This window comes from Rhizobium sp. NZLR1 (assembly GCF_017357385.1).
Taxonomy (GTDB): Bacteria; Pseudomonadota; Alphaproteobacteria; order Rhizobiales; family Rhizobiaceae; genus Rhizobium.
On record NZ_CP071633.1, the window covers coordinates 761,732 to 782,422 of the forward strand.

Genomic DNA, 20,691 nt, shown 5'->3' on the forward strand with positions numbered 1-20,691 from the left:
TCGGCGTCGATTTTTGGATGGGTTGGTCGTGACTGTCGAAAAGCCTGCCGTGCGGCGGGGGCTTCTCGTTGGACTCAGGTCGCAAAACTCCGCAGGTCCTTCAGCAGGTTGCGGTACCTCGTCTGACTGCCGACCAGGTGCTCACGCATGGCGTTGCGGGCAGCCTGCTCGTCCCTGTCGGAGATCGCAACGATGATTGCTTCATGTTCCCTGTGGATCAGCTTTCGGTAGGCGGTCTGCTCGGCAGTCCTTGTTTCCGGGACAAGTCTCGATTGCGGGATGATCGCTGACCCCTGGGATTGAAGGAAGTGCTTGAACAGTGGATTGTTGGTCGCCTCGGCGATCGCGACATGGAGTTCGAGATCCGCCTCGCGGATGGATTGATCCGTCTCGATGCACTGGAGGATCTTCCGGTGGCATTCGAAGATCGCTTCCTCCTGCGCCGGCGAGCGGCGCAAGGCGGCAAGTCCGGCCGCCTCGATTTCGACGGGGGTTCGGATTTCGAGCACTTCCAAGTCGGAGGCGACACGGGCCTTGTCGTTGCGCCCGGAGAGCGCCGCGCCCAGATCGGCGCCAACCACGAAGATGCCGGCGCCCTGGCGTACTTCGACGAGCCCGTCGGAGCGAAGTGCGGCCACCGCCTCGCGCACGACGGTCCGACTGACGCGATGTGTTTCGGTCAGTTCATGCTCACTCGGGAGCTTGTCGCCGGCAGAATACTGGCCGCTCAATATTGCCTGTCGCAGGCTCTCGCCGACCCGCGAGACCAGCGACCCCGAGCCCTTACCGCGATCCTTCACCTGCATAGCCACGCCTCGCCCCTTGCATCGGCTGGATCCGGACGCCGCCGAGTTTGGTGGCATGCGAAATCTCGATTCATCACACATGTATGACAAATCGCATCGTCTTTCAATGAAGAACGGCACCCGTTGCTTGCCTGTTTTGCCGGGTAGGGTGCTGCGACCCAGAAGATCTCTTCGGCGTTAGCGAGGTATCCGCCCGCGCACCGCGTCTTCCTTCGCCTCACTAAGAGAGTTCAGGGAGGGGCGATTCAGAGGCGCTTGGTCGACTCCCCGCGCACAAATCTCGGCGTCAGGATGAAATCCTGCGGCGGCTCTGCGGCGGCCTCGGGGCTGGCTATTCTTGCCAGCAGACGCTGTGCGGCCAGTTCGCCGAGCTTCGGTGCATCCTGAACCACCATGGTGATGCGCGGCGTGATGACGTTGCTCCAGGGCACGTCGTCGACCATTGCCAGCGACACGTCGTCAGGGCAGCGGAAACCCATCTCCTGCATTACCTGCAGGGCCGCCAGCCCCGTCATATTGTTGGCGCCGATGATGGCGGTCGGCCGGTCGCGGCGGGTTAAGAGCCGCATCGCCTGCGCATGGCCGCCGGTCCTGGTGTAGCCGCCCTCGACGACCAGCGAAGGGTCGATGTCCGCGCCGGCGCCGGCCATCGTATCCATGAAGCCTTTCAGGCGTTCGTCGGCGGTGTGCAGGCCGCTTGGGCCGGAGATGAAGCCGATGCGCCGGTGGCCGAGCTGCAGCAGATGTTCGGTCAGGATAGTTGTCGTCAACGGATTGTCGGAGCCGACGAAATCGCGTTCTGCGCCCTCGACCTTCTGGTCGAACATCACGATCGGCGTCTTGAAGTCGCGCAGGAAGGTTGCGTACTCCTCGCCGCGCCCGTTGGCTGCCAAGGCAATGCCGGCAATCTTCTGTGCCTCCAGCCGCTCCAGCAGCGCCCGTTCAAGATCGGCCCTGCCGGAGGAGTCGGCGATCAGGACGAAATAGCCGTGATCGAGCGCCTGGTGTTCAATTTCGCGGCGGATGTCGCCGAAGAACATATTGCCGAGATTGGCCGAAACAAAACCGATCAGCGAACTGCGTCCGCGCGCCAGCGTCTGGGCCACCGGATCGATACGGTAGCCGGTCGATTTTATCGCCTGCTGGATGCGATCGAGCGTCTCGGCGCCGACCCGCTTCGGACTGTTGAGCGCGAGCGAGACGGTCGAGATCGAAACCCCCGCAAGACGCGCTACATCACGTATGGTGGTCATTTTTTGTCGAACCGGTTCTATAGGTTATTTATGGCAGATTTTATTTGTCGGTGCAACACGTTGACGGCAAAAGCGGCAACATGCGGGCGAGATTCCGACTTGAACTAGATGGATTTCGGCTTGACAGCTCGAAACTCGCGGCGGATGATCTGGCCACCGAACCGGTTCGATGATTTAACGAACCGGAAACAGGGAGGAGAAACCTGTGACGATAGCGGCACGCCAGCTGGAAAATTCGGCATCGGACAAGCACGCTTGGTTCAGCCAGGACCGCTTGGGCATGTTCATCCATTGGGGCCTCTATGCGCTCGGAGCCCGCCATGAGTGGTTGAAAAACCGCGAGGAGCTGAGCGACGAGCACTACCAGCGCTATTTCGACAATTTCGATCCCGATCTCTACGATCCCAAGGAATGGGCTCGACGCGCCCGTCTGGCCGGTATGAAATATGTCGTGGTGACGACCAAGCATCACGAGGGTTTCTGCCTCTGGGACAGCAAGGTCACCGATTACAAGGCGACGAACACACCTTGCGGCAAGGACCTGCTGACGCCCCTGGTCGAGGCGTTTCGCGCCGAGGGGCTGAAGATCGGCTTCTATTATTCGCTGCTCGACTGGCACCACCCGGACTTTCCGATCGACGTCCACCATCCCTTGCGCAACCATCCTGACGCCAAGGCGCTGAACGCCGACCGCAAGATCGCCAACTACGCCGCCTATATGCGCGAACAGGTGCGCGAGCTTCTGACCGGATTCGGCCGCATCGACATCATCTGGTTCGATTTCAGCTATCCCGGCCGCGAATATCACGGTCTGCCGGGCAAGGGGCGTGCCGATTGGGAGAGCGAACAACTGATCGAGCTGGTGCGCGAGTTGCAGCCCGAAATCATCGTCAACAACCGCCTCGATCTGCCACCGGGCAAGCTGCCTGATGTAACGACCCCAGAGCAATATACGCCGCGCGTGGCGCCAGCTATCGCCAGCCAGGGGGTGCTCTGGGAGGCATGCCATACCTTCAGCGGCTCCTGGGGTTATCACCGTGACGAGGATACTTGGAAGAGCCCGGAACAGATCATCCAACTGCTGATCGATTCCGTCGCGCTCGGCGGCAACCTGCTGATGAATGTCGGTCCGACTGGGCGCGGCGCGCTCGATGCGCGCGCCATCGATGCGCTGGAGGTTTACCAGAACTGGATGGCCGTCAACGGGCGCTCAATTTATGGGGCCGGGCCATCAGAGCTGCCGGTGCCGGCCGGCTGCCGCTACACCCAGCGCGGCAACCGCCTTTATCTGCATGTCTACAACTGGCCCTACCGCCACGTTCATATCGAGGGCCTCGCCGACAAGATCGCCTATGCGCAGTTCCTGCACGATGCCAGCGAAGTGCGCTGGCTCAACCACACGAGGGATGTGGATTCCAATATCGGCGTGATGGTGCCGGAAGGCATGATCATGCTCGAACTGCCGGTCCGGCGACCTGATGTCACCGTTCCGGTAATCGAGATCATCCTCAAGGTGTGAGCTCGGTCGCATCCGCACGTTCATTGCGTCATGGAGGGAGGAGAAACCCATGAAGGTTCTGAAGAAAACGCTTTTGCTCGCCGCAATCGGCGGCAGTCTGTTGGCCACCACCGCATCGGCCGAGCAGGTGAACCTGACCTGGCAGATGTGGACCGGTTCCGATGCCGACACCAAGGGCTGGCAGCACCTGGCCGACATGGTGACCACCAAATACCCCGATATCAAGGTGACGCTGACGACGACGGGATGGGTCGACTACTGGACGCGGCTGCCGGTGCTGGCGGCATCCGGACAGCTCGCCGACATCGTTTCCATGCAGTCGCTGCGCATGCCGAATTTTGTTTCGCTGCTCGAGCCTCTGAATGAGCGGATCGCGGCCGACAAGTTCGACGTCGGCGCCTTTACGCCCTCGATCATCGGCGGCATGTCTGTCGACAAGCAGCTTTACGGCTTGCCTTACGACGTCGGTCCGTGGGTCATCTATTATAACCAGGACGCGCTCGAAGCTGCCGGCGTTCCGTTGCCGAAGCCGGGCTGGACGCTTGCCGAATTTACCGATGCCGCCAAGAAGTTGACCAAGGACGGTAAATACGGCTTTGGCATCACCCCGACCAATTATTCGGTTCTGGCCGCCGCCTGGGGCGATAAATATGTCAACGACGCAGGAGAGCTAGACCTCACCAATCCGAGTGCCGTTGCTGCCGCCGATAGGGTGATTGGCTTTGCCGCCAAGGACAAGGTCGCGCCGCTGGTGCCGTCGAGCGCCGATGCCGGCACGGTCATCCAAGGTCGGTTTTATTCGGGCAATGTCGCCATGTATATCGACGGTCCGTGGTCAATCATTGGCATGAAGGACAAAGTCAAGTTCAAAATTGGTTCTACCTCCCTGCCGCGCGGAGACGGCGAGCTTACCGCCGTCACGGCGGGCTCAGGTTTCGGCATCGCCACGACGAGCAAGAACAAGGATGCGGCGTGGAAGGCGATCCAGGTGCTGACCAGCCCGGAGGCGCTGCAGTATCTTGCCGAGCAGGGCCGTGCGCTGCCGGCGCGCACGGCTTCGCAACCCTCGTGGTACAAGGTAGCGGCCAAGGACATTACCAATGGCGGCGAGGCCATCGACTATTCCCTGGCGCATTCCGTGCCCTACGTGATCACCAACAACTGGGCGGCGGTCGAAAACCTGTTCAACCAGTATTTCCCGCCGGCCTTCGGCGGCAGCGCCGACGCCAAGCAGACGATGGAGTCCATCCAGAGCCTTGCGCAACAATAGAGCGCCCGCGCGTCTGAGAAGACGCGCCGTCGCTTTGGATCTGCGCATGATCGTTCGGACAATTGATTTCGATTTACGGGTCATGCGCCAGCTCTCGCCAGGCGAGATTGTCACGCATGGAGGAAGACATGTCGCAAAGCGCCGTCGCCGAAATTCCGCTGCAGCCCGGTCAGCCACGGCGCTTTCTGATGCCCGAGACCCAGACTGCCATGCTGTTCCTGCTGCCGAGCTTCCTCGGCTTCATGATCTTCATGGCTCTGCCGATCCTGGCGTCGCTAGCGCTGAGCTTCACCAATTGGCAGCTGATCTCGACGCCGTCCTTCGTCGGCTTTCAGAATTACATCAAGCTCTTCACCGTCGATCCGGCGTTTTACACCATCTTGCGCAATACGCTGTTCTTCGCCGTCGAATATCTGGCGCTGAACATTGCCGTCTCGCTGACGCTTGCGGTGTGGATATCGAGCCTGAAACGCGGCAAGGCGATCTTCCGGGTGATCTTCTTCCTGCCGACCTTCACGCCGACGATCGCCGCGTCAGTAGTGTGGCTGCTGATCTTCACGCCGGATGGATTGGCCGACGCCGTCATCCGCGCGCTCGGCCTCGGCCTGCCGAATTTCCTGTTGAACCCGACCTGGGCCATGCAGGCAATCATCCTGGTCACGCTGTGGGCGAATGTCGGCTATAACGTCGTGATGTTCAACGCCGCGCTCGATCTGGTGCCGAAGCATTATCTCGAAGCGGCGACGATCGATGGCGCCAATGCCTGGCAGCAATTCTGGCGCATCCGCCTGCCTCTCATCTCGCCGACCGTCTTCTTCGCCACCGTGATGACGGCGATCACTTCGCTGCAGGTCTTCGACGAGATCTTTGCGATGACGCGCGGCGGCCCAGGCTCGGCGACGGCCACACTCGGCTTTGCCATTTATCAGAAAGGCTTCACCAACTTCCAGATGGGTTATGCCTCTGCTCTTGCCTGGGTGATGTTCGTCATGATCATGGCGCTCACCATTCTGCAATTCCACATGCAGCGCAAATGGGTGCATTATGACGACTAACCCGACCTCACGGCATCCGCATTCCGTCTCTGCGGATCGGAAGCGCATCCTGCGGCGCGTCGGCACCTTTATGAGTTATGCGGGAATTTCGCTGGTCGCGCTGCTTTTCCTCTTCCCATTTTTCTGGATGGTGTCGAACGCGGTGCGCTCCAACGCCGAAGTGATGGCCGTGCCGGTCCACATTCTGCCCGAGGAGTATCAGTGGGGCACCTTCGTCGATGCCTTCGTTTCGCTGCCGTTCGGAACCTTCCTGTTGAATTCCATTATTGTCGCCTGTGGGGTGACGGCGATCGTGGTCGCGGTTTCATGCCTTTCCGCCTACGCCTTCGCTCGGCTGAGGTTTCCCGGGCGGGAAGGGCTGCTGCTCACCTATCTGAGCACGCTGATGATCCCGCAGGTGATGCTGGTCATCCCGCTCTTCCTGCTGGTCAGCAAGCTCGGCTGGATCAATACCTATCACGGCATGATCCTGCCGGTCGCCTTCTCTTCCTTCGGCACGTTTTTGCTGAGGCAGTTTATCCTCGGCATTCCCAAGGATCTCGACGAGGCGGCGATGATGGACGGCGCTTCGCGCCTGCGTATCCTGGTCACGGTGATCGTTCCGCTTGCCATGCCGGCGATCGGCCTGCTGTCGCTCTTCACCTTCATCGCGCAATGGAAGAGTTTCCTCTGGCCGCTGATCGCTACCAGCGGCGTCGAAAAAGCCACGCTGCCGCTCGGGCTCACCCTGTTCCAGACGCAGCAGGGCACTTCGTGGAATTACATCATGGCGGGTGCGACGATTTCCATGCTGCCGGGCGTCATCCTAGCCATCGTGATGCAGAGGATAATCTACAAAGGCATCTCCGTCGGGTCCGGCTTCGGCGGACGATAATTTATATAAAAAACAGATTAGAGCGTGCCGCGTCAGGTTCGACGCGAAGCTGGTCAAGTTCGGCTGGTGGCCGCCGAAGATGGCGCTCCCGCGCCGCAAAATACACTCGCGCTTAACTTTTGCTTCGCGTCGAAAAGTAAAATTTAACCAAAATTTGAAATAACGCAGTTCTATCCGACTTGCCCAGGGGAACTCATGAAAACGGCCACGCTTGCATCCATCGCCCTGGCGATATCGATCTCTGCCGCCAATGCCCAGACGATCGGGGTTTCGATGTCCGATCTCGACAAATTCAGAACGGCGCTTCTAAACGGTGTCGTCGCGCATGGGCAGACGATATCCGGCCTCAAGCTCGTCACCGAGAATGCCAAGGGCGACAACGAGCTGCAGAAGAAGCAGGTTCAGAAGCTCATTGCCGACAAGGTCGACGCGATTATCCTTGCGGTCTCCGATGGCGACCTCGGGCCGCAAATGACCAAGATGGCCGCAGATGCAGGCATTCCGCTGGTCTATATCAACAACGTCCCCTCCAACCTGCTGGACCTGCCGGACAATCAGGTGGTGGTCGCCTCCAACGAAAAGGATTCCGGAACGCTGGAGACGAAGCAGGTCTGCTCCCTCCTTAAGGGCAAAGGCCGCGTCGTCGTGCTGATGGGCGAACCCTTCCATGCGGCCGCCCGCGCACGCACCCAGGACATTTCCGACGTCATCGCCACGCCTGACTGCAAGGGCCTTCAGATCGTCGAACGGCAGGCCGCTTACTGGTCAAGCGATTATGCCGACCAGCAGATGCAGGAATGGCTCGCGGCCGGGGTCAAATTCGATGCCGTCATCGCCAACAATGACGAAATGGCGCTCGGCGCGATCCGCGCCATGAAGAAGGCCAATATCCCGATGAAGGACGTCGTCGTCGCCGGCGTCGACGCGACCGACGACGCGCTGGCCGCGATGGTGGCCGGCGATCTCGACGTCACCATTCTCCAGAGCGCCGTCGGGCAGGGGGCGACGGCTGTCGATGCTGCCGTGAAGCTCGTCAATAAGGAAAAGGTGCCGCGCGAAAACAACGTTCCCTTCGAGCTCGTCACACCTGAGACCATTGCCCAGTATCTGCCGAAGAGCCAGTGAGCATAAGAGGACTATGATGTTGCATTTCTGGAATAAATTCGGCATTCGCGCACAGATCACCTCCGGCTTCGTGCCGCTGATCCTATTGATGAGCCTGCTCACGGTCAGCGCGATCTCTGGCATGAATGGGCTCGCCTCGATTTTCGCCTCCTATCGCACCACGGCAGGCCAGAGCCTCGCCATATCGGACTACAGCGACCAGCTGAACGAGATTCAGATGTCGGCTGAAGCTTTCCGCTCTACGCCGACGCAGGATGTCGTCGACCGCTTCCGTGCCGGCGTGAAGGCGTTCGACGCCGACGACCCGCGTTTTGCCGGCAACAAGGACCTGCAATCCGGCCTTGCCGCGATCCGCCAGGACATTGCTGCCTATGGCAAGGCTTTCGAACAGATCGTTTCTCTTCAGGCCCGGCGTGACGCCTTGATCTCCAAGGTCACCGAATTTGGCCCTTGGACCAGCATTGCTCTCAACGACGTCGTGCGAAGCGCCTGGCGCCAGAACGATGTGGCCCTGTTGCAAATGACGGCGGCGACGCTGGAGGCCTTGAACCGCAGTCTCTATTTCTCTGAGCGCTTCGTGCATTCCAACGATTTTGCGGCCTATGACACGGCGCAAGCTGCACTTGCCGAAGCGGTCAGCCTCAATGAAGCCGCCGCCAAGGCCGCGAAGAACGAGCTGCAGAAGAAGCGCCTGATGGGCGCCGGCCAGCTCATGCAGAACTACACCGCCCGTCTCGGCGACATGAAGGACGTCCTGCAGGCCTCGGGCAACATCCGCCAGACGCAGCTCGGCGTGCTTGCACCGAGAATATCAGGCGGTTTCAAGGACTTGCAGGCAACTGTCGCGGGGGCGCAGAAGACCCTGGATGGTTCGGTGGACGCAACGGTTGCCTCCGCGACCAGCACGACGCTGGCCATCAGCGGATTGTTGATCGTCATCGGCCTCGTGCTTTCCTATTTCGTCGGCCGGCTGATTTCCTCGGCGGTCCGCAACATGGCCCAGGCGATGGAGCAGCTTGCCCGCGGCGAGGAAGGGATCACGATAACGGGCGTCGAGCACCGCCATGAGCTGGGCGCCATGGCGCGTTCGCTGAAGGTGTTCCAGGAGACCGGCCGCGCCAAGCTGATCGCGGAAGCCAATGCCGAACGGGCTCGCCTGGCCGCCGAAGAAGAGCGGCTCCGCCAGGAGGCCGAGCGGCTCAGCGATGCGCAGGTGATGGAACATGCCTTCCGCCAGATCTCCGTCGGCCTCGATGCGTTGTCGAAGGGTGATCTCACCGTCCGCGTCGGCGAAGTCGACCATCGCTACGTCAGGATCCGGGATCATTTCAACAACTCGGTCGCGAGCCTCGAGGAAGCCGTCGACTCCGTCATTCGCGCGGTCGCCACCATCCGGTCCGGTCTGTCGGAAATCTCCACGGCCTCCAACGATCTCGCCCGCCGCACCGAGCAGCAGGCAGCCTCCCTGGAAGAAACGGTCGCAGCACTCGGCGACGTCACCCGCGGCGTCAACGGCACGGCGGAGGGCGCAGGCCGCGCCCAGGCTGTCGTGGCGACGGCCCGCACCAATGCCGAAAAGGGCGGCGAGATCGTCGCCCGCGCCATCGACGCGATGACGGAGATCCAGAATTCGTCCTCGAAGATCGGCAACATTATCAGCGTCATCGACGAGATCGCCTTCCAGACCAACCTGCTGGCGCTGAATGCCGGCGTCGAAGCCGCGCGCGCCGGTGAAGCAGGCAAGGGTTTTGCGGTGGTCGCCCAGGAAGTCCGCGAACTCGCCCAGCGTTCTGCCAATGCGGCAAGGGAGATCAAGCAACTGATCTCGACCTCCTCGGCGCAGGTCAAGACCGGCGTCGAGCTGGTCGGCCAATCCGGCCTCTCGCTCGAACAGATCGTCGAGCAGGTCACTGCGATGAATGCGACCGTCGCCGAGATCGCCGTTGCCGCCCGCGAACAGGCGACGAGCCTGCGCGAGGTCTCGGCCGCCGGCGACCAGATGGACAAGGTGACGCAGCAGAACGCCGCGATGGTCGAAGAAACCACGGCGGCCGCCCAGAGCCTGACACAGGAAACCGAAAGCCTTGCCCAGCTGCTGCTGCGGTTCAGGACGAGCAGCGGCCGGGCATCGGACCATCGCCACTACGCAATGGCATCGTGATGCTCTGCTGATGCAGATAATCTAGGAGCGCCGCTGGAAGGGCGGCGCCGCTCCTGCCTATTTCGGTGGACGCGGTGTGGTAGGCCCGGCGTCAGTGGCTTTCGGCTGCCGGGCCGTGCGGCGCACCGGCGATGCTCCTGCGCACATGACGGACAGCGGTCCAGACGGCGAAGAGCACGAGCGGGATAGCGCCGAGAACAGCGAGTTTTGTCACGTGCGGATCGACGCCCAGTTCGGAAATGCTTTCGAGGCAAATCTTCGCCAGGCCGACGGTGTAATAGGTAATGGCAATGACGGAGAAGCCTTCGACCGCCTGCTGGATATGCACCTGGATGCGGGCCCGCTCTTCCATCGACGTCAGCAGCGAGGCGTTCTGATCTTCGAGCTGAACCTGCACGGTGGTTCTGAGCAAGTCTCCGGCCAGGCTGACGCGTTCGGCCAGTTCATCGAGGCGCCGCTCTGCCGCATAGACCGAGCGCACAGCCGGTTGGAAGCGCCGGTCGATGAACGTACCCAGCCGTTGCCTCTGTTCGACCCGCTCTTCTCTGAGCTCGGAGAGCCGGCTCGCGACGATCTCGGCATAGGCTTTCGTCGCGCCGAAGCGGTGGCGGGCGAGTGCGGAGAAGTTCAGCACGTCGGAAGAGAGCCTAGTCACCTCGGACAGCAGCGCCTTGTCGACCTTGATGGCGCTCTGCATATGCGCGATCAGCAGATCGAGGCGCCGGTCAAAAGCTGAGAGCCTCGAGACGGTCTCGCGCGCCATCGGTAACGCCAGCAGCGCCATCATCCGGTATGTCTCAATTTCCAGGAAACGCCGGACCATGCGGCCGGTGCGATAGGCGTTGAGGTTGCGGTTGAAGAACAGGAATTCGACGAACCCGCTGTCGGTCAGGCGGAAGTTCGAATGCACTTCCGCATCGCCGCCGCCGACCTGGGATGCGACATAGTCCAGCTTTGGTTTTTCGAGACGCTGTCCATCCTTCTCGTCGCGCACCAGCACTCGGATGGCCGCCATGACCTTTCCTTCGATCTGACGGTAACAGGCCTGAAAGGCTTCCGGCGGATTGCTGCCGGGTTCGGACGAAGCGGGAACGACGAAGGTGAGGGTCAGGAACTCGGTATGCGCCTCCCACTTCAGCCGACCGGCGCCGACGCGGCCGATGCCGTGGTTGCCCCCGAGGGTCATAGTGACATCTTCCAATCCCGGCAGGCGCTCCAGGATCGAGGGAGGGGCATTGTCGCCGACGATCGCGACATGCCAGACATCGGTGTCGCCATCGAAATAAAGCGACGGCCGGGCATGCAACTCGTTGTGAAGCTCCCTGCGCAGCGGATGCTCGGAACCCATCGGCATGGAGATGCACCTCTATACGGTAGACAGTCGCTGGGTCGCCGGCGTAATGACCGGGTGCCGGCGCTTATGATTTGACATGGCGCCTGGGGCTGGCCAAGGCTGACAACGCCTATAGCCTCTCAGGAGGCTCGTGTCACGACGCCTTCGCACCAGTCGCCCAGCCGTGCGTTCAGAGTGAGCGCCAGGCAACGAAGCTCCCCAGTAATTGTACGCCGCCGCCGGCCGACATCGCGACGATGAAGCCGGTTTCGGCTTCTCCCAGGAAGGCGAAAATCGCTCCGAGTAAGGCGACGCCTATCGTCGCGCCCACCATGCGGGCAACGTTTATCAGGGCGCTCGCCGTGCCGGCGCGATCGGCGCTCACGGTTGAAACCGCGACCGCGGTCAGAGGCCCGGTCGCCATGCCCATGCCGACTCCGGTCAGCAGCAGTCCGATCTCTTCGGCGATGAACCAGTCGGCCAGGAAGGACGCGCCGAGCAGGAGGTTGCCCATGCCCATCAGCGTCAGCCCTGCCGATATGGTGCGTTTCTTCCCCAGGTGCTCCGAGATCGAGCCTGAGAAGGGTGAGATCGCGATGAAGCTGAGGGCCATCGGCAACAGCGACAGTCCTGCTTGAATCGAGGCCAGGCGGCCGAGGCCCAAGGAGGCAAGCGGAAAGAGAAACAGCGTGCCATACATGCCGAAGGTCATCGCCGCCGTTCCGGCCATTGCGCCGCGGAACTGGCTGTCCTGGAACATTGAGATGGGAACGAGGGCCGTCTGCTCCAGGCGCTTCTCCACCATGACGAAGAGCAGCAGGAGAGCCGCGCCGCCGATTGCCAGGAGCGCAGTCCATAGTGGCGGCAGATGCGATGATTCAATCGCGGTGAGGGTAAGGGCGGTGAGGGATGCGATCCCCAGCAATTGACCCGGCAGGTCGAAGGACCTGCCTTGCCGATCCGCGCTTTCCGGAATGAAAAGCCGCGCTCCTGCCGCCGCGATCAACGCGATCGGGATGACGACGAAGAAGACGGATCGCCAACCGAAATCGTGGATCAGGACGCCGCCGAGAGTCGGACCGAAGGCAAGCGACATCCCATTGCAGCCGGCCCAGATTCCGAGCACCTGTGCGCGGACCTTCTCATCCCGGTAGATGACCCGGATCAGCGAAAGCGACGCGGGCAGGAGGAGGGCGGAGCCGAGGCCCGTCAAGGCCCTGGTCACGATTAACATCGCGATGGTCGGGGCAAAGGCGCAGGCGAGGCTCGCCAGGGTAAAAACAGCACAGCCGATGACGAACATCCGGCGCCGGCCGTAGAGATCGGCAAACAGACCGCCGCTGATGAGAAGTGCTGCGTAAACGAGGTTATAGGCGTCGACGACCCATTGCAATTGCGTGACCGACGCCTTGAGGGCGAGGCCTATCGGCTGGACCGCCAGATTGACGACCGATGTGTCGACCTGCGCCACGATCACGCCGAGGCAGAGAATGGCGAGAGCGGCAGGTTTCAGGTCCGAGCGGGACCGTGAGTTTCGTTCGATGACATTCATGACGCTACCTTTCCATCGGCAAGACGTAGCGTGATTCAGGTCATCGACAATTCGAAACCGATCGAACTGTTAGAGACGGCAATGTGAGCAGAGCAAAAAAAACGATCAGCCACGGCCCGTTGCGAGACCGTGGCTGTACAGCGCGCATTCTGCGGAGGGCGCAGGCGCGGCCGGTTACTTGTTGGCAGCGAGCGCCACGTTGACCTTGTCGACGTCTGCACTCATCGCTTTGAATGTCTCGTCGAGGGAAAGCTCGCCGACAATCAGCTGGCTCATGCGCTGGACGATGAGCTGATAGATGGCCGAAGATCCCTTGAGGCGTTCCAGGTCGCGGGCTGCCTTCGGTGCGCTGGCACGGCTTGCAAGGAAGACGGCCATGGCGTCCTTGGCGTTCTTGCTCTCGAGCTTGTACTGCGGGTCCTTGATGTCGGCGCCGGTCAGGATGACGTAGTTTTCGGCGATTTCACGCTGGACCTTTTCAGAGCCGAGGAACTCGATGAAGGAGGCTACGGCCTGCGGGTACTTGGTGCGTTTGAAGCCGACGATCGCGGTGCCGCCCGGCATCGCATAGCAACCGGCATCGCCGCAGGGTGCGTTGATCGCCGTCCAGTCGAAGGCGTCGCCGATCTTCTTCTGGAACGGATTGACCATCCAGTTGCCGGCAACATAGGTCACGACATTGCCGTTGACGAACTCGTCACCCATGTTCTTGTACTGGGTTCCGCCGGCCGCCCCCCACATTTCCTTCGGGAAAGAGCCGTCCTTCGTCCAGTTATAGAGATCGGTGATGTAGTGCTTGGCGGCGTCGTCGGGGAAGGCGAACTTGCCGTCCTTGACGTAGTTCGAGCCGTAGGAGAAGGCCGCGCCGGAAAAGCGGTGGCCCGAGCGGTCCATCGTGAAGGGGATCTGGGCTCCGGTCGCCTTGGCGACGCGCGCGGAAGCTTCGACGATGTCCTTCAAGGTGGCGGTCGGCTTCGGAAGCGGTTCCTTAGCCTGTTCGAAGAGCGTCTTGTTGACGAAGGGCAGGTTGAAGGTCTGCGACGCGACATAGCCGTTGATTGAGTTCGGATCGTTGACGCCCGGGAAACGAAGCGTGTTCAGGCTGTCGCCGTGCAGCTTGGCGAAACCATCCGGGTCTTTCATCAAGGGGCGCATATCGAGATAGTAGGGCGCCAGCTGCCAATCGGTGATCTTGGCGATATCCGGGCCTTCGCCGACGGCAAGCTGCACCGGCAGCTGCTTGGCGACCGCATCATAACCCGACGAGACGAAATTCACCTTGATGTCTGGATGCGCGGTCTCGAATTCCTTGCTCAGCGCTTCCATCCGCTCGACGTAAGCCTGGTCGTCGTCGGTGAAGAGAAAGGTGATCGTCTGGGTTTCGGCCATGGCCACGCTGGACCATGCAAAAGAAACGGTGGCAAGCGCCAGTGCGAAAGCCCCTGAAAGGCAGGTTTTCATTTTCATCCTCCCATGAAAACATTTTCATCAATCGCGGCATAAACCGTCGATAGGCGAATTTCATATACTTGACATTCATTCCGTCAAGCTATTTTCTATGCCAATAGCGATGTTTTTGAGCAATTTTCAAAAATCAAGCACTCGAATAACATAATGAAAATATTTTCATTTGATTGCGGAGGAGGCGATCTGTGAAAACGGAAAGCATCAAGCAGCCGGGTGACGTGGCGCCGGCTTATAGCGTGGCCGAGGGCCAGACGATAACGGCATGGGCCGTTTCGGGCCTCATCGCCAGCTATTTCCCCGGCGAGCCGGCGCTCGCCGAAGATCGCGTGAACTATCGCTTCATCAACGGTTTCGTCGACGTCGGCGACCTGCCGTGTCGCAAGGCCTTCTGGTCGACCATGGTGGGGCGGGCGCTCATCGCCGACACGTCCTGGCCGACCGAAAGCCTGTATCTCCCGTGCTCGAACCGCCGCGTCGAGTTTACCAGCTTCTGGCATGTGCCGACGCATATCAGGCGATGGCTGAAGGGCACGTTCAGGACGGAAGCTCCGCGCACGCTCAATCTCGCGCTCAAGACCTGCGGCGGCGTTCGCATCTGGGTCAACGGGCAGGAGACGGTGCGCTTCGAGCCCTTCAAGCGCAACACCGAAAGCGCAACTGAAATAGCGCTGTCGCTCGATGCCGGCGACAATGAGATTCTCGTCCATACCGAAGATCTTGCCGAGCGCGACACGACCTGGTTCTTCGAGCTCGAAATGCTGGACAAGGAGCCGCTCTGCGTGCTGCTGCCGGTATCGCTTGATCAGGACGAGGTGCGCGAGCTGGAAGCGCTGTCACGCGGCGTGCGGCCGGCCCGCGACGTCTTCGTCAACCAGCCGCTGGAGATCATCTTCGACACGGCGCCCGAGCGCGACCTGCCGGTGGAACTCAAGGTCGTCGGCCATGGCCACGAGCGGCCCGTTCTCGCCCATTCGAAACTGACCCTGCGCGCCCATCAGAGCCGTCTGATCGCCGAAGATATCTGCGGCATTGCCGACGGTTATCACGGTATCCACATGACGATCGGCTCCGGCCCGGGTTCGGTCAGCCGCGTCATCGATGCCGCGTTCATGAGCAGCATTTCGCCATTGCCGCCCGAGCCGTCGCTTGCCGCCCGCAAGCAGCAGGCGTTGGAATACAGCGCCCGCTTCGGCGCCAACCGCGCCGGGCGCCTGATCGCGATGATGGAAATCGGCCATCAAGACCAGGAAAGCTTCGACCGCATCGTCGACGCGACACTTGCCTCGATCGAGGCACGGGAGGATTGCTCTGATTTCATTATGGTGCCGCTCTTGTGGCTGCTCGGCGCCTATGGCGACCGGATGCCCGAGGCGACGGTCGAACGCATCCGCCGTTCCGTTCTCTCCTACCGTTACTGGGTCGACGAGCCGGGCAATGACGCGATGTGGTTCTGGAGCGAGAACCACGTGCTCTGCTTCCATACCAGTCAGCTGCTGGCCGGGCTTCTTCTCCCCGACGCGGTATTCTCGGCTTCGGGGCGGACGGGACGGCAGCAGGCGGAACTCGCCGTCACGCGCCTCGGGCGCTGGTTCGACAGCGTCGAGGCCCATGGCCTGGCGGAGTGGAATTCGGCCGCTTATTACCCGATCGATTTCATCGGCCTGCTCGCATTGGAACGTTGGGCCGAGAGCGAGATCGCCGATCGTTCTCGCGGGCAGATCGACCTCATCTTCCGGATGATCGCTCTTCATACTCTGGCCGGCGTTCCGGCCGGTTCGCAGGGCCGCGCTTACGACAAGGAATTGCGCGCCGGCCCGCTGACCGAGCTCGCGCCTTTCGCCCAGGTCGCCTTCGGAACTGGTTGGCTGAACAACGGTGTCGCCGCGTTGACCATGTTCTGCGCCGGCGGCTACGAGCCGCCCGCCGATCTCGCCGAGCTTGCAGCACTTTCGCGGGGCAGAAGCGTCGAGGCGCGTTACAGCCAGGGGCTTGAGAGCGGCAAACTCGTGCTGTTCAAGAACGAGGCGGCGCAGCTTTCGACGGTCATTGATCACAAGACTGGCCAGAAGGGGCACCAGCAGCATGTTCTCGATATCAGGCTGGCCGGCCATCCGATGGCGAGACTCTGGGTCAATCATCCCGGCGAGGACGATCCCTGGGGCAATCAAAGGCCATCCTATTGGGCCGGCAACGGCATCCTGCCCCGCGTCGCCCAGCATCGCGACGTCGCCCTCCTGATCGAAGATACTTGCGACGCACGGCATGCATGGATGCATGCCTATATCGGCCGCGATGGGCTCGACGATCTCATCATCGAAGACAAGTGGCTGATCGCGCGATCGGGCAGGGGATTTTCCGCCCTCTGGGCCTCGAACGGGTTGGAACTGATCACCGACGGCCCGACCGGCGGTCGCGAGGCGCGCTCCTATGGGCCGCTCTGCGGCTGGGCGGCCATCGTTGGGTGCGGCAATGGCGACGCCTTCAAAGCCTTCCTCGAGCGCCTGTGCCAGACGACGGTATCCTTCGATCCCGCGCTTCGGTGCCTTGCGCTGACGCCGCCGGGTGGCCCGGCGATCTCTCTCTCCTATGCCGACGGTCTTTCGATCGCCGGCCAGCCCCGGCCGTTCACGCATGATCAGCCGCACCCGATCCTCACCCACGACAGTGCGGCCTCCGGCGCCGGCGCTGACAGACCGTTCTACTCCTGAAAGATAGGGCTCCCGCATGAACACTACATCTGTCGACAACGCCGCCCTCCTGACGACGATCGATCGGGTGGCGACGGCTTTCAGCCGGCTCAGAGGCATCAAGGAAGGTCTGGTGACCGGAAGCTCCACCTCCGGGATCCAGTTCGACGAATGGGACTGGGAAGTCGGCGTCGGCCTCTACGGCTTCCTGCGGCGGGCCATATCCACCAATGACCGGAAGGCGCTGGAGGAGCTCGTCGCCTGGTATGCCGGCCAGATCGAACGCGGTCTGCCGCCGCGCCAGATCAACAGCACGGCGCCGATGCTGCCGCTGGCGATCCTCGTCCAGCATGTCGACCGTCCGGATTTTCGCGCGCTCGTCGAGGACTGGGCCGATTGGCTGGTCAAGGAATTGCCGAAGACCGAGGAGGGCGGCTTTCAGCACGTCGTCAAGGAGCGCCTCAACGACGGCGAATTGTGGGACGATACGCTGTTCATGGCCTGCCTGTTTCTCGCCCGAGCCGGCGTGCTCTGCGAGCGCAACGATTGGATCGACGAGGCCGTCTATCAGTTCGTGATCCACACCCGCTACCTCTCCGATCCGGTGAGCGGTCTCTGGTATCACGGCTGGACCTTCAACGGCCGGCACAATTTCGCCAATGCCTTCTGGGCGCGCGGCAATGCCTGGATCACCGTCGCCATTCCCGAGCTCTTCGATCTGGTTCCGACGCTTGGCGAAAAGGACCGGCGGTTCCTTTCGAACGTTCTCGTCAGCCAGGTGCGCTCGCTGAAGGAGTACCAGAGGCCGGACGGGATGTTCACGACCCTTCTGGACGACCCCTGGTCGCCGCTGGAAACCTCGGCCACGGCTGGCATTGCCTATGGCATATTGCGCGCCGTCGATGCCGGCATTCTCGACGATAGCGATAAGGCTTATGCGGAGCGCGCGCTTGCGGCGGTGCTGGCGCAGATCGACGAAGAAGGCATCGTTCACGGCGTCTCGGACGGCACGCCGATGGGCCATGACCTCGATTTCTACCGGCGCATCCCGAACGTGCCGACGCCTTACGGCCAGGCGCTGACCATGCTGCTGCTGACCGAAGTCATCCTCGAAAACGGTCGTCGCCAATGAGCGCTGTATCTCTCGTCGCGATTGAGGCGGTCGATGGCGACAACACGGCCCGCCTTCAGGCGGCGATCGATGCTCTATCGGCTTCCGGCGGCGGACGGCTGGAACTGCTTGCAGGCATCCACATCTGCCGGGGGCTCCGCCTTCGCTCCGGTGTCGATCTTCATCTCGCCGCCGGCGCGATCCTGCGTCCCGTTCCGGATTATAGCGCCTACGCGCATACGATTGTTTCGGTGATCGCCGAGAAGTCGGACCGTGGCATGATCGTCGCCAAGGGCGCGCAGCGGATCAGCCTGACGGGGGAAGGGCGTATCGAAGCCGGCGGCGACAGCTTCATCATCGGAGATGACGAGACGGTGGGAACTTTCACCCCCGCCGAATTCCGTCCCCGCGTCGTCGTCTTCGAGAGCTGCGACGAGGTCGAGATCAACGCGCTGCATATCAGCCGCTCGCCTATGTGGACGCTGCATTTTGTCGATTGCACCGATGTCAGAGTCCGGAACGTGACGATCGACAACGACCGCCGCCTTCCCAATACGGACGGCATCGTGCTCGACGCCTGCCGCGGCGCCGTCATCGAGGACTGCACGATATCGACGGCCGATGACGGCATCTGCCTGAAGACCAGTATCGGTCCTGATGGTGTAGCGATCGGCCGATGCGAAAATATCCTTGTCCGCCGCTGCTCGGTTCAGAGCCTCAGCTGCGCGCTGAAGATCGGCACGGAAACCCATGGCGACATCACCAATGTCGCTTTCGAGGATTGCAGTGTCTCATCATCCAACCGGGCGCTCGGCATATTTTCGCGCGACGGCGGCCGGATATCGAACGTCCGGTTTTCGCGGATCGCGGTAGAGTGCCGCGAAACGCCCGATGGGTTCTGGGGATCCGGGGAGGCGCTGACCGTTAATGTCGTCGACCGTGTCACCGAGCGCCCTGCGGGCGCCATCGGGAACCTCATCGTCGAGGACGTCAGCGGGCAGATGCAAGGGGCGATCACCGTCATTGCGGCCGCATCGGCCGGCATCCGCAACGTATCGCTGAGACGCATCGGCCTAGAACAGCAGCCGGGGCAACTCGGCACCGCTCAATCCTACGACCTGCGCCCGACCAGTGCCGATCTTGCCCCGAAGGTCGACGGCGGTGGCCGCGCAAATGCCTGGACGCGCGGCTCGGACGGGCGGGTGATCGGTCTTGAGAATTATCCGGACGGAATGCCGGCCATCTATGTGGCGGGGGTTGCCGGGATATTGATGAACGAGGTGCGGATCACGAGGCCGACACCGCTGCCGCAAGGCTGGAACGCAATTGACGTCGTCTTCGAAACGGCGGCACCCGATGGGAGTGGGGCATGGCAGAACTGAAACTTTCCAACGTCAACAAATCGTATGGCTCGGTCAAAGTCCTGCACGACGTCGAACTCGATATCAAGGACGGCGAGTTCGTTGTCTTCGTCGGTCCGTCGGGATGCGGCAAGTCGACCCTTTTGCGCGTCATCGCTGGCCTCGAAGAGGTCACGTCGGGGGCAATCGCGATCGGAGGCCGGGACGTCAGCGCACTCTCGCCGGCCGAGCGCAAGATCGCCATGGTCTTCCAGTCCTACGCGCTCTATCCGCATATGAGCGTTCGCAAGAACCTCGCTTTCGGCCTTGAAAATCTGAAGTTCAAGCGCGCCGAGATCGAGGCGCGCATTGCCGAGGCCGCCAGGATGCTGGCGATCGAACCCTATCTCGACCGGCGCCCGAAGCAACTTTCGGGCGGCCAGCGCCAACGTGTTGCCATCGGCCGGGCCATCGTGCGCGAACCGGATATTTTTCTCTTCGACGAGCCGTTGTCGAATCTCGACGCGGCGCTGCGCGTCCAGACCCGGGCTGAGATCACCAAGCTCCACCGCGAGATCAAGACGACGATGGTCTATGTGACGCATGACCAGGTCGAGGCGATGACGATGGCCGACAAGATCGTCGTGCTGCGCGCCGGGCGGGTCGAGCAGGTCGGCGCGCCGCTGGAACTCTTCGACAACCCGCGCAATCTCTTCGTCGCCGGCTTCCTCGGCTCACCGCGCATGAACATCATCAGGGGCAGGGTCTCGGCTATCGGTGAAAGCGGTGTGGCCATCGATGTCGACAACGGCGGCAAGATCGTCAGCGATGTCGACCCTGCCGGCATCGCGGTCGGGCAGGCCGTTCTTGCCGGTATAAGGCCTGCGCATTTTTCACGCGTCGGAGAGCAAGGACTGCCATTCGTCGTCCAGTATCACGAGGGCCTCGGCACCGAGACCTATGTCTACGGCAACCTTGCCGGCCACGACGAGCAGATCATCATTCATGAGGCCGGCCATTTCGCGCCCACGCAAGGCGACCTGATCTCGATCGACGCCGCTCCGGAACGGGTTCATCTGTTCGATCCCGAAAGCGGCCTGGCCTTTGGCCGGCGGCCCGGACAGGGGAGACGCTGAAG

15 protein-coding genes are annotated in these 20,691 nt (G+C 61.8%); 10 read left to right on the plus strand and 5 right to left on the minus strand.

What is annotated here, in order from left to right; genetic code table 11:
• Window positions 1–74 precede the first annotated feature (74 nt).
• Together J3O30_RS26040 and J3O30_RS26045 are read right to left on the minus strand one after the other, a co-directional pair.
• The gene (locus tag J3O30_RS26040; protein WP_207585190.1) at window positions 75–806 is read right to left on the minus strand and encodes a FadR/GntR family transcriptional regulator; all 732 of its coding nucleotides are present in this window, start codon (window positions 804–806) and stop codon (window positions 75–77) included.
• 245 nt (window positions 807–1,051) lie between these two features.
• Window positions 1,052–2,059, minus strand: coding sequence for a LacI family DNA-binding transcriptional regulator (locus J3O30_RS26045; protein WP_207584668.1), 1,008 nt, complete (start codon window positions 2,057–2,059; stop codon window positions 1,052–1,054).
• Between the two features lie 205 nt (window positions 2,060–2,264).
• Here J3O30_RS26045 and J3O30_RS26050 point away from each other — a divergent pair, with 205 nt between their 5' ends.
• From J3O30_RS26050 to J3O30_RS26075, 6 genes are all read left to right on the plus strand, one after another.
• On the plus strand, window positions 2,265–3,578 hold the full coding sequence (locus tag J3O30_RS26050; protein ID WP_207584669.1) for an alpha-L-fucosidase: 1,314 nt from the start codon (window positions 2,265–2,267) through the stop codon (window positions 3,576–3,578).
• Window positions 3,579–3,627: 49 nt separating this feature from the next.
• Window positions 3,628–4,848: a sugar ABC transporter substrate-binding protein gene (locus J3O30_RS26055; protein WP_207584670.1), complete on the plus strand. Its 1,221-nt coding sequence runs from the start codon at window positions 3,628–3,630 to the stop codon at window positions 4,846–4,848.
• Between the two features lie 128 nt (window positions 4,849–4,976).
• Window positions 4,977–5,903 (plus strand): sugar ABC transporter permease, encoded by a 927-nt coding sequence (locus J3O30_RS26060; protein WP_207584671.1) that lies wholly within the window; start codon window positions 4,977–4,979, stop codon window positions 5,901–5,903.
• Window positions 5,893–6,777, plus strand: coding sequence for a carbohydrate ABC transporter permease (locus J3O30_RS26065; protein WP_207584672.1), 885 nt, complete (start codon window positions 5,893–5,895; stop codon window positions 6,775–6,777). Before J3O30_RS26060 ends, J3O30_RS26065 begins: the two co-directional genes overlap by 11 nt.
• A 195-nt stretch (window positions 6,778–6,972) precedes the next feature.
• A complete protein-coding gene (locus J3O30_RS26070; protein ID WP_207584673.1) occupies window positions 6,973–7,902 on the plus strand; it encodes a substrate-binding domain-containing protein in 930 nt (309 codons plus the stop codon).
• A gap of 16 nt (window positions 7,903–7,918) precedes the next feature.
• A complete protein-coding gene (locus tag J3O30_RS26075; protein WP_207584674.1) occupies window positions 7,919–10,063 on the plus strand; it encodes a methyl-accepting chemotaxis protein in 2,145 nt (714 codons plus the stop codon).
• 91 nt (window positions 10,064–10,154) lie between these two features.
• On the opposite strand, the gene J3O30_RS26080 is transcribed toward J3O30_RS26075, so the two are convergent.
• The 3 genes from J3O30_RS26080 to J3O30_RS26090 all read right to left on the minus strand — a co-directional run bounded on the left by J3O30_RS26080 (window position 10,155) and on the right by J3O30_RS26090 (window position 14,409).
• The gene (locus J3O30_RS26080) at window positions 10,155–11,417 is read right to left on the minus strand and encodes a DUF3422 domain-containing protein (RefSeq protein ID WP_207584675.1); all 1,263 of its coding nucleotides are present in this window, start codon (window positions 11,415–11,417) and stop codon (window positions 10,155–10,157) included.
• A gap of 169 nt (window positions 11,418–11,586) precedes the next feature.
• Entirely contained in the window at window positions 11,587–12,948 is a 1,362-nt protein-coding gene (locus J3O30_RS26085; RefSeq protein ID WP_207584676.1) for an MFS transporter, read from the minus strand.
• A 174-nt stretch (window positions 12,949–13,122) separates the two neighbouring features.
• Window positions 13,123–14,409, minus strand: a complete 1,287-nt coding sequence (locus tag J3O30_RS26090) for an ABC transporter substrate-binding protein (protein WP_207584677.1) — start codon at window positions 14,407–14,409, stop codon at window positions 13,123–13,125.
• A gap of 191 nt (window positions 14,410–14,600) precedes the next feature.
• Here J3O30_RS26090 and J3O30_RS26095 point away from each other — a divergent pair, with 191 nt between their 5' ends.
• Genes J3O30_RS26095 through ugpC form a run of 4 tightly spaced genes read left to right on the plus strand, consistent with a single transcriptional unit; the run spans window position 14,601 to window position 20,689 of the window.
• Window positions 14,601–17,123, plus strand: coding sequence for a hypothetical protein (locus J3O30_RS26095; RefSeq protein ID WP_207584678.1), 2,523 nt, complete (start codon window positions 14,601–14,603; stop codon window positions 17,121–17,123).
• A gap of 16 nt (window positions 17,124–17,139) precedes the next feature.
• The gene (locus J3O30_RS26100; RefSeq protein ID WP_207584679.1) at window positions 17,140–18,234 is read left to right on the plus strand and encodes a glycoside hydrolase family 88 protein; all 1,095 of its coding nucleotides are present in this window, start codon (window positions 17,140–17,142) and stop codon (window positions 18,232–18,234) included.
• Window positions 18,231–19,595 carry a glycoside hydrolase family 28 protein gene (locus J3O30_RS26105; protein ID WP_207584680.1) on the plus strand — a complete coding sequence of 455 codons (1,365 nt, stop codon included), beginning with the start codon at window positions 18,231–18,233 and terminating at the stop codon, window positions 19,593–19,595. The genes J3O30_RS26100 and J3O30_RS26105 overlap by 4 nt, the downstream gene beginning before the upstream one ends.
• Window positions 19,583–20,689, plus strand: coding sequence for a sn-glycerol-3-phosphate ABC transporter ATP-binding protein UgpC (gene ugpC, locus J3O30_RS26110; protein WP_207584681.1), 1,107 nt, complete (start codon window positions 19,583–19,585; stop codon window positions 20,687–20,689). The genes J3O30_RS26105 and ugpC overlap by 13 nt, the downstream gene beginning before the upstream one ends.
• Window positions 20,690–20,691: the final 2 nt, after the last annotated feature.